This is a genomic window from Crenobacter sp. CS_VA4 (assembly GCF_055597485.1).
Map to the genome: position 1 here is coordinate 45,534 of NZ_JBVMAE010000025.1, position 8,469 is coordinate 54,002.

Below are 8,469 nucleotides of genomic sequence, written 5' to 3' on the forward strand. Positions count from 1 at the left end.
TGCTTTGGCCGACGATCTGCCAGCACACATGATGAGCTGGCCTACAAGCCGGCCAAAGCGGTCCCCTACTTTTTGCTCAGACCATGACTGCTTTCTGTCAGAAAACAGCCTCTTACTTCCTGTTGGAGCTGGGGCAGACCAGACAGTCATTAGTACAGCTCGATGGCCATCACCGAGAGTGATGGCGGACATTGAGGAAATGACTTCAACTGACAGAAGTTCGGCGTTCGTCGCCGTTGGATGCTCTCAGTAACTGCGTAAGCAAAGTAGCTGCGGATTGCTGACTGTAGTGAAGCTTGGTGCGCCAAGGCGCCACGTCCACCATCGACTAAATATGCAGAGCAGCCATCAGGTTGCTCAAATCTCTTGTCAGCTTTCGTCCGGCGTCACCATGCGCATAGGGCGAGTCCCTATCTTCGCCCCTGTGACTTCATCCACAGCGATTGCTTTAATTTCAGTGCCGGTTTCTGCGTCGAAGAAACGAGTCAGCTTGCCGCCGCCCCGGTATTGACGACCCCACGCACCAATCATGAACAGCACCGGCAGAAAATCGCGGCCGGCAGCCGTCAGCAGATACTCCTCGCGCGGCGGGTGTTCCGAGTAGCGCCGCTTTGCCAGCAAGCCCTCCTCAGTCAGTGTCGCCAGCCGGCGGGTCAGCATCGTCGGTGCAATGCCCAGGCTTTTCCGGAATTGGTCAAAGCGTGTGAGGCCGGCGTGGGCATCCCGCAGGATCAATATGCTCCACGCGTCACCGGCAACAGCCAAGCTGCGCGCGATCGGGCACGGGTTATTGCAACTATTTTCGTTGTCCATACTATTTTGATAGTGACTTACTTTCAGATTGGTAGTATTGTTCATATCAGTTTGATACTAACACTTCGACGACAAGCAATCCACTCGCCGGGAGATTTCATTGATGGGCACGAACAATACAGGTATCGCTCCGGCAAGCGGGGCATCTTCAGGCATCGGCGCAGCCACTGCGGCGCGGCCGATGGGCAATGTGAAATGGAAAGATGTACCGACCCGCACGATTGACGTTGGCGGGGTAGCTTTCGCCTACCGGGAGCTCGGCCCCGACTCCGGCGTGCCAGTGATCTTCCTGCACCACCTGATGGCCGTGCTCGACGACTGGGACCCACGTGTGATCGACGGCATCGCCGCGCAACGGCGGGTGATCGCCTTCGACAACCGCGGGGTCGGCGCCTCGAGCGGATCGGTACCGCACACCATCGAGGAGATGGGGCGCGATGCCATCGCCTTCATCCGTGCCTTGGGGCTCAAAAAGGTCGATCTGCTCGGCTTCTCCTTGGGCGGCGGCGTAGCGCAAATGGTGGCCTTGCAGGCTCCCGGCCTCGTGCGCCGGATCGTCCTTGCCGGCACGGGGCCACGGGGCGGCGGCGGTATCGACGAGATCACCAGAATTGCCGTCACCGCCTACCTCAAGGCGGCGCTCACGCTGAGCGATCCGAGGAATTTCCTGTTTTTCCCTCGCACCCCGGAGGGCAAGCGCGCGGCGAAAGACTATTTCGCCCGGCTGAAGGAACGCACCAAAAACCGTGACAAGCCCATTTCCCTACAGGCCCGGCGTGCCCAACTGCAGGCCATCAGAACGGCGGGGCTGAGTGCGCCAGACGACCTCTCGGTGATTACGCAACCGGTTTTCGTCGCCAACGGCGACCGTGACCTGATGGTCGACAGCAGCCATTCGGCCAACATGGCTCGCCGGCTGCCGAATGCCCGACTCACGATCTACCCCGATTCCGGCCACGGCGGCGTCTTCCAGCACTACCGGGCCTTTGTGCCGGCGGTGCTGGACTTCCTCGCTGACGAATCCGATCCGACCAGAATGAAAAACCAGGGATGAACAATCAAACCATGAAAGCGCTCACCTTCAAACGCTATGGCAAGTCGCCCGAGATCGGACTCGCCGAGGTACCCCACCCCACGCTGAAGGCCGACGAACTGCTGGTACAGGTCCACGCCGCCAGTGTGAACCCGATCGACAACATGATTCCGACCGGGATGTTCAAACCGGTCCTGCATTTCCAGCTTCCGGCCACACTGGGCAGCGATCTGGCCGGTGTGGTGAGCGAGGTTGGCGGCAACGTGACCCGTTTCAAGCCAGGCGATGCCGTCTTCGCCAGCATCTTCGACCTTGGCACGGGGTCGATTGCCGAGTTCGCGGTGGTGCCGGAGCGCGCTGCCGCGCTGAAGCCGGCCAATCTGGACTTCGTGCAGGCCGCGTCGATCCCGATGGTCGGGCTCACCTCGTGGCAAGCGCTGAAGGAACGTGCCAGTCTTCAGGCCGGCCACAAGGTGTTCATCCCTGCCGGCTCCGGCGGAATCGGCACGTTTGCGATCCAGCTGGCAAAGCACCTTGGCGCCAGGGTGGGTACCACCACCAGCACGGGTAACGTCGAACTGGTGCGCAGCCTGGGCGCAGACGAAGTGGTCGACTACAAGAAGCAGGCATTCGAGAACGTGCTGCGCGGCTATGACGCGGTGCTTGGCACCGTCAGGGGTGACGCGATCGAGAAGTCCATCGCCATCCTCAAACCGGGAAGCAAGATCGTCTCGCTGATCGGCCCGCTGGACGCCGCATTCGCGCGTGCCAAGCGCCTGAACTTCGTCCTGACCTTCGTATTCGGGCTGATGAGCCGCAAGATCATGCGCCTTGCGCAGAAGCGGGACGTCACCTACTCGTTTCTGTTCATGCACCCCGACGGCGCCCAACTCACCGAAATCGGCAAGCTGCTCGAAACCCAGCGCATCAAGCCCGTGATCGACAAGGTGTTTCCGTTCGAGCAGGCCAAGGAGGCGCTCGAGTACCTTGCCCAAGGACGATCCAAGGGCAAAGTGGTCGTCAAGATGCTGTGAACCGTCGCCATTAAGTCCCCAGTTTTTACCCACCAGACCGACAGAAGAAAACCATGAACTCATCCAGAAAAATCGCGGTTGTAACCGGCGCTTCATCCGGCATTGGTGCCATCTACGCAGATCGTCTTGCCGGGCGCGGCTATGACCTCCTGCTCGTTGCCCGGCGCGGCGACCGCCTGCAGACGCTCGCCACAAGGCTTGAGCAGGCTTACGACATCAAGGCCGAAACGCTGGTGGCCGACCTGGAGCAAGAAGCCGATCTCACGCGGCTGGAAACCGTTCTCGCAACCAATCCCGCCATCCGGGTGCTGGTGAACAACGCCGGCATTGCCAGGCTGAGCCCGGTTACCGACACACCGCTGCAAGACTCGCTGTCGCAGATCGCGTTGAACATCACCACCCTGACGCGCTTGACGCATGCCGTGCTGCCCGCGTTCAAGGCGCGCAACGATGGCGTCATTATCAACATTGCCTCGGCATTGGCACTTCATGCGCTGCCGGTAAGCGCCGTATACAGCGGCACCAAGGGTTTCGTGCTCAATTTCAGCCGAGGCCTGCAGCAGGAACTGGTGAATACCGGCGTCAGGGTCCAGGTGGTGCTGCCTGCCGCCACCGCCACCGACCTTTGGGATATCTCCGGGGTGCCGCTGGCCGCACTGGCGCCAGAGACGGTGATGTCTGCCGAGCATCTTGTCGACGCTGCGTTGGCCGGTTTCGACCAGGGCGAGTCGGTCACGTTGCCGTCCATGGCGGATACCGGCCTCTGGGAGCGATACGACACGGCACGCGCCGAGCTGTTCGCCGCGATGCAAACCGGCCAGCCTGCGCCACGACTCCTTGCCCTCTGAACGCAGTCGGGCGCCGCGCCCTGGTTGCCATCCGACCTGATCCAAACCCGACATCCTGGAGACTTTTATGAGCAGCACGCTCTTCACCCCCACCCAACTCGGCAGCCTGACGCTGAAGAACCGCATCGTCATGGCGCCGCTGACGCGCAGCCGCGCGCCCGGCAACCTGCCCAATGAACTGATGGCGCACTACTACCGCCTGCGGGCGGATGCCGGACTGATCATTACCGAAGGCACCTCGCCGTCACCCAACGGCCTGGGTTACGCACGCATACCCGGACTGTTCAGCGCAGAGCAGGTGCAGGGCTGGCGACGGGTGACCGATGGCGTCCATCAGGCCGGCGGCCGGATTTTTGTGCAATTGATGCATACTGGGCGGGTCAGCCATCCCGCGAACATGCCGGCCGGTGCCAGCGTCCTGGCGCCCTCGCCGATCACCGTTCCCGGCGAGATGTGGACCGACAGCGACGGCATGCAGCCGCATCCCGTACCACGCGAAATGAGCGAGGCGGACATTGCGCAGAGCATCGCCGAATATGCGGCGTCGGCCGAACTGGCGATAGAGGCCGGTTTCGATGGCGTCGAGCTGCATGCGGCCAACGGTTACCTGATCGACCAGTTCCTCAATACGGCGTCCAATCAGCGCCATGATCGCTGGGGCGGCTCGGTCGAAAACCGCATCCGCTTCGCGGTCGAAGTCGCCAGGGCAACCGTCGCCGCCATTGGCGCCGGGCGCGTTGGCATGCGGATCTCGCCGTATGGCGTCTTCAATGCCCAGCTACCGGATGCCGAGATGGATGACGTGTACCTGCGTCTGATCGACGAGTTGAATGCGCTTGGCCTGCTCTATATCCACATCGTGGATCACAGCGCCATGGGAGCGCCGGAAGTCAGTCCCGAATTGAAAGCCAGGCTCCGTGCCGCGTTCAACGGGCAATACATTCTCTCCGGTGGCTACGATGTCGCCCGCGCCGATGCCGATCTCGACGCACAGCGTGGTGACCTGGTGGCTTTCGGTCGTCCGTTTATCTCGAATCCGAATCTGGTAGCCAAGCTAAAGTCGGGACAGGAACTGGTGGCGCCTGATTTCGCTACTTTCTACACGCCTGGCGAAAAGGGTTACACTGACTATTGAAGCCTATCCCAGATACCTGCCATTGAGGTGACCGGTGTGGAACTGGTATCGTAAAAAGTACGCGATCTAACGATCTGGAAAGTTACGAACAGGATCAGTGCATGGGGACATATCTGGTTAGCCGATGGGAGTGGTCACATGGGGTTGATAGAGTGAAGGTAGCCAGTTCGAGTCCTGTCGGACTGTGAAATAAGACAGCTGGGCAGCCCGGTTCCCCGGGCCGTCCACTTTGTTGAACATCCATCTTTCCAATCAGGCGACTTCCGCTTTGGATCGAATCCAGCCCCTTTCGATTGCCCTGTCAGGCGACTGCTAAGGCCGAATAGGAGCCGGTTAGCCGTCACCAACTGGTTGGCTGCTTGGGGTCGGCTTCCACCCTCCAAGAAAGGTAGTGTAGTTGGATGAAACCCACGTCGTTGTTAGGTTTGACAGACTATATTCCTCAAACCATACAGCTATCGCTCAAAACGGCACACTCATGACTGACATAAATGGCTTGTTGCGCACTTGAAAATACATATATGCATCAATGGCTTGCGAGTAGTTGCCATGACAGACTTTATTCTTTCGAATCAGAAAGATGATCGGAAAGAATAAAGTCTGTCACGAGGTAATGAAGTCTATCATGCATTGGTCATGCTATAAAAGCGAAGAGGCCCTTAGGGCCTCTTCTCATTTTGCAGCATTAGTTACTACCATCCTTCTATTCTTCAGGCAGTGCATCGGCTGAAGCGCCTCAAATAATTGCTACTGGGCAGTAGTGAGAGGGGAGGCCTGGACGTGAGGCGTTGGCAAGCCTAAATACTTGCTTGCCTGTGCGCCTGTTAGGTGGCGTAGGCTCTTCATCGACAGGTCCAGTGTTGCATGGATCTTCCCTCCATGTAGCGGCCTGATAACTTCAGCTAGAACTAGTGTTGCGGCCATGGCACCGACAAATGGCGTTGCGACAGCCCGCGATGCAAGCTGTGTCATCCCACACAAGTCTTGACGCTGTTCGGCTAGTGCACTGTACACGTCGTTCAGTTCTTCTTTAGCTTGGGCTGTAATTTCAGCTGGCCAGATCTCAGCTGCCTTACGGGGGTTGGGGAAGGTGTGGGTCCGGATACTGCGAAAATCCCGGTAGCCACTCCCCAAGCCCGCCTCGATCACCATGGCAAAATCCGCCGAATCTAGATAGCGACGAGCATTGACGTTATCAACGCCAAACAGCGCTGTAGTCGGCTCGCCATCCTGAATGTTATGGCCCGAGTCAAAGCGACGCTCAACAAGAGTGGTGGTGAAACCAATGGCCTCAAGGCGTTCTGCCATGACCCGAGTTTTAAAGGCGCCCAGGTTACCCTCATTCAAAAACAGGCAAGTGCTGAGGTTGGACCTTGCCGCCTTATCGTAATCGTGGAGGACGAGATGAGGGCGTCCGTTTCTTGGATAAGGCAACATTCCGAGCGCCCAGGCATAGGCTTGACCAAGGTGGCCAAGCCCGACCAACCAGAGCTTAGCCGGCAGATAGCACAAAGAAGGGCCACAATGCGAACTCCAGTTGTCATGAGCCAACGGGTCCCATAACGAAACTCCTACGGTGCGGTATCCCGCCTCGGGTAGATCGCTTCGGATATGCAAGAAAGCCTCGTTAACCCCCAAGGCGGCTGCAGCGATACCGGCGAGGGGGTTATCACCCTGACAGGCTAACTCGGCCGCACCAGTTAGCGGTCCGATGGCTGCGCACCAGCCATCCCATGTAAGGCGGATGCAGAAGGATGCCTTATGTTCGACGGCAGTTTGTCCTATCACTAGTGTCGGTAAGCTGGTGCTGATTGCTGTCGCCACCGTGCCTTGAAGTTCTGTGATAACGCTTCGAGCCACGCGGCCTTCGTACAAAGGTACCTGCAGCTCGGTGTCAAGGTTACCTGAGACTTCCACCCCGCCAAGGAAGACACGTACTGCGCAATTCAAGGCCGTGAGGAAACAGGCTTGACCGGCCAAGGTGTCTGCCCAACCTGATCCGAGATGGATATGTAAGCGGTAATTCTTGAAGATCTCAATCGCTTCCTCGGGCGAAGAGACTTCCCCGCTGTCCAAGGCCATTTTGGCTAAGCGGTGCATGGTGTCGGCGTTGAGTTCACTCATCGCGGTACTCCTTTATCAGTAAAACGTACCCGACGCTCGACGTCAGAGTCGGTGTAGGTCGTCCACTTATGGTTGCCCTCATAAACATACATACCTAGGTCGCGTAGCTGGACTTGCCCTTGTGCAAAATGGGGCACGATGAAAGCGATATGACCTGCCAATGCCACCATGGGGTTTGCGCGATCAGAGCGGCTTTGTGCTGCACCTAGCCGATGTGTATGAACATCTGCAACAACAGTAAGACCGTTGGCTCGGCATAGCTCCCAAAGCTTGGCGAAGCTCGCTGCAGTGAGGGCCACATAGTCGCTGTGCAGAGCATCCGTTTGGAGGTGCTCATACGGCAAGAAACATGTAACGGTCCTTCCTGCCTCACTTTTGTACCCCAGAAGGAAGGCGCCGCTTTCCCTGGCTCCAGCTCCTTGGGTACGCAAGTGCGCTATGAGTTGAGCCCAAAGTTGTTCCGGAGCTTCAAGCAGTGGCGTGATCATCTTGGCGGCTGTGAAGGAGTTCATGAACAACCTCCAGGTAGTGGCTAATGCCCTTTGCAGGGGCCCATAGAAGCTGCGGATACTTCACCGGCCAATCGGAATGCCCGTTGATGCTTATGCGGTCGCAAGGGATATAGAGTGCTTCCCCGTTCATCCAGTCAGGTCGGAAAGCTTCTCTGCGTCGCTCCCCATCTCGCCGCCAACCGGGACGTTCTGGGATCTTAAAAACAACTGTCGGCTCCCGAACGACCAGTGGCCTCGAGATGGGGAGCCACTGCAGTCCAGGCGTAGGAGAAACTCATTTCCGTCACTCGCTACCACTTTGATAAAGAGATGTGGCCAATCCAGCTTCTCAAGCTTCCAGCGGTTGCGATCCACGCCATTGAGAAACCGTGCCGACTTGAGGTCGGCACGTAAAAACTGCTCATCTGGTGCCATCTGACCTTCCTCTCAGCCGTTGATGCGGTGCACCGGCACCAGGTCGAACGTGATGGAGCACTGCGGACAGGTCGTCAGAGTGCCGACATGGACGTCAGCTTCGGGCTGAACGTTGTTTCCGGCAATTTGCAACACATGCTCAGCAAGGTCTCCGGGCGCCATGCCAAGCTTGTTGCCGGCCCACTCGCGAACGCGGCCGACTGTGGTGGCCGGGCTGAACTGGTGTTGTACGACTTGGCCACCAAAGTGCACGTGAACAGTCACATGTTCACAGCGGTGCAGATGGAGCCGAACTCCATGCTCTTTCTTCAGGTGCTTGACGTGTGTTGCCTGATCCATGGTGTTGTCGTCATCGTCTTCAAGCAAGAGCTTCAGCTCGATGTGGTCAGCCCCGGTGGGCAGCAGGTCCAGGGCTGCACGCTTGAGATCTTCGATGGTGGCATGCTCATCGATTTCGATCAGCTTGATGTCGTTGAAGTGTGTTGGCGCTCACTGAATTTTGACCAGCCGTGCTCGTTGAATTTTGACCAGGTATGGAGGCCGCCCGCGCAGCGGG

At 58.4% G+C, this 8,469-nt stretch carries 11 protein-coding genes; 5 read left to right on the forward strand and 6 right to left on the reverse strand.

The genetic code is table 11. From position 1 onward, the window contains the following. Positions 1-369: 369 nt before the first annotated feature. Positions 370-858, reverse strand: a complete 489-nt coding sequence (locus ACZ2IA_RS18305; RefSeq protein ID WP_470294031.1) for a winged helix-turn-helix transcriptional regulator — start codon at positions 856-858, stop codon at positions 370-372. Between the two features lie 58 nt (positions 859-916). On the opposite strand from ACZ2IA_RS18305, the gene ACZ2IA_RS18310 reads away from it, so the two are divergent. The 4 genes from ACZ2IA_RS18310 (at position 917) to ACZ2IA_RS18325 (ending at position 4,863) form a co-directional block, all read left to right on the forward strand. Next, positions 917-1,867, forward strand: a complete 951-nt coding sequence (locus ACZ2IA_RS18310) for an alpha/beta fold hydrolase (protein WP_470294032.1) — start codon at positions 917-919, stop codon at positions 1,865-1,867. Then, positions 1,864-2,880 (forward strand): NADP-dependent oxidoreductase, encoded by a 1,017-nt coding sequence (locus tag ACZ2IA_RS18315; protein ID WP_470294033.1) that lies wholly within the window; start codon positions 1,864-1,866, stop codon positions 2,878-2,880. The genes ACZ2IA_RS18310 and ACZ2IA_RS18315 overlap by 4 nt, the downstream gene beginning before the upstream one ends. Positions 2,881-2,933: 53 nt before the next feature. Beyond that, the gene (locus ACZ2IA_RS18320; RefSeq protein WP_470294034.1) at positions 2,934-3,728 is read left to right on the forward strand and encodes an SDR family NAD(P)-dependent oxidoreductase; all 795 of its coding nucleotides are present in this window, start codon (positions 2,934-2,936) and stop codon (positions 3,726-3,728) included. Positions 3,729-3,795: 67 nt separating this feature from the next. Then, positions 3,796-4,863: an alkene reductase gene (locus tag ACZ2IA_RS18325; protein WP_470294035.1), complete on the forward strand. Its 1,068-nt coding sequence runs from the start codon at positions 3,796-3,798 to the stop codon at positions 4,861-4,863. A 747-nt stretch (positions 4,864-5,610) separates the two neighbouring features. On the opposite strand, the gene ACZ2IA_RS18330 is transcribed toward ACZ2IA_RS18325, so the two are convergent. Genes ACZ2IA_RS18330 through ACZ2IA_RS23380 form a run of 5 tightly spaced genes read right to left on the reverse strand, consistent with a single transcriptional unit; the run spans position 5,611 to position 8,252 of the window. Further along, positions 5,611-6,987 (reverse strand): ubiquitin-activating E1 family protein, encoded by a 1,377-nt coding sequence (locus ACZ2IA_RS18330; protein WP_470294036.1) that lies wholly within the window; start codon positions 6,985-6,987, stop codon positions 5,611-5,613. After that, positions 6,984-7,499: a hypothetical protein gene (locus ACZ2IA_RS18335; protein ID WP_470294037.1), complete on the reverse strand. Its 516-nt coding sequence runs from the start codon at positions 7,497-7,499 to the stop codon at positions 6,984-6,986. Before ACZ2IA_RS18335 ends, ACZ2IA_RS18330 begins: the two co-directional genes overlap by 4 nt. Continuing rightward, positions 7,456-7,629: a DUF7665 family protein gene (locus tag ACZ2IA_RS18340; protein WP_470294038.1), complete on the reverse strand. Its 174-nt coding sequence runs from the start codon at positions 7,627-7,629 to the stop codon at positions 7,456-7,458. The genes ACZ2IA_RS18335 and ACZ2IA_RS18340 overlap by 44 nt, the downstream gene beginning before the upstream one ends. Next, the gene (locus tag ACZ2IA_RS18345) at positions 7,626-7,913 is read right to left on the reverse strand and encodes a DUF7665 family protein (RefSeq protein WP_470294039.1); all 288 of its coding nucleotides are present in this window, start codon (positions 7,911-7,913) and stop codon (positions 7,626-7,628) included. Before ACZ2IA_RS18345 ends, ACZ2IA_RS18340 begins: the two co-directional genes overlap by 4 nt. Positions 7,914-7,925: 12 nt before the next feature. Further along, positions 7,926-8,252, reverse strand: coding sequence for a hypothetical protein (locus ACZ2IA_RS23380; protein ID WP_495849311.1), 327 nt, complete (start codon positions 8,250-8,252; stop codon positions 7,926-7,928). Here ACZ2IA_RS23380 and ACZ2IA_RS23385 point away from each other — a divergent pair. Continuing rightward, positions 8,235-8,469 (forward strand): hypothetical protein (locus tag ACZ2IA_RS23385; protein ID WP_495849312.1); only part of this gene is annotated, 235 nt, incomplete at its 3' end. The two genes, ACZ2IA_RS23380 and ACZ2IA_RS23385, sit on opposite strands and share 18 nt — an antisense overlap.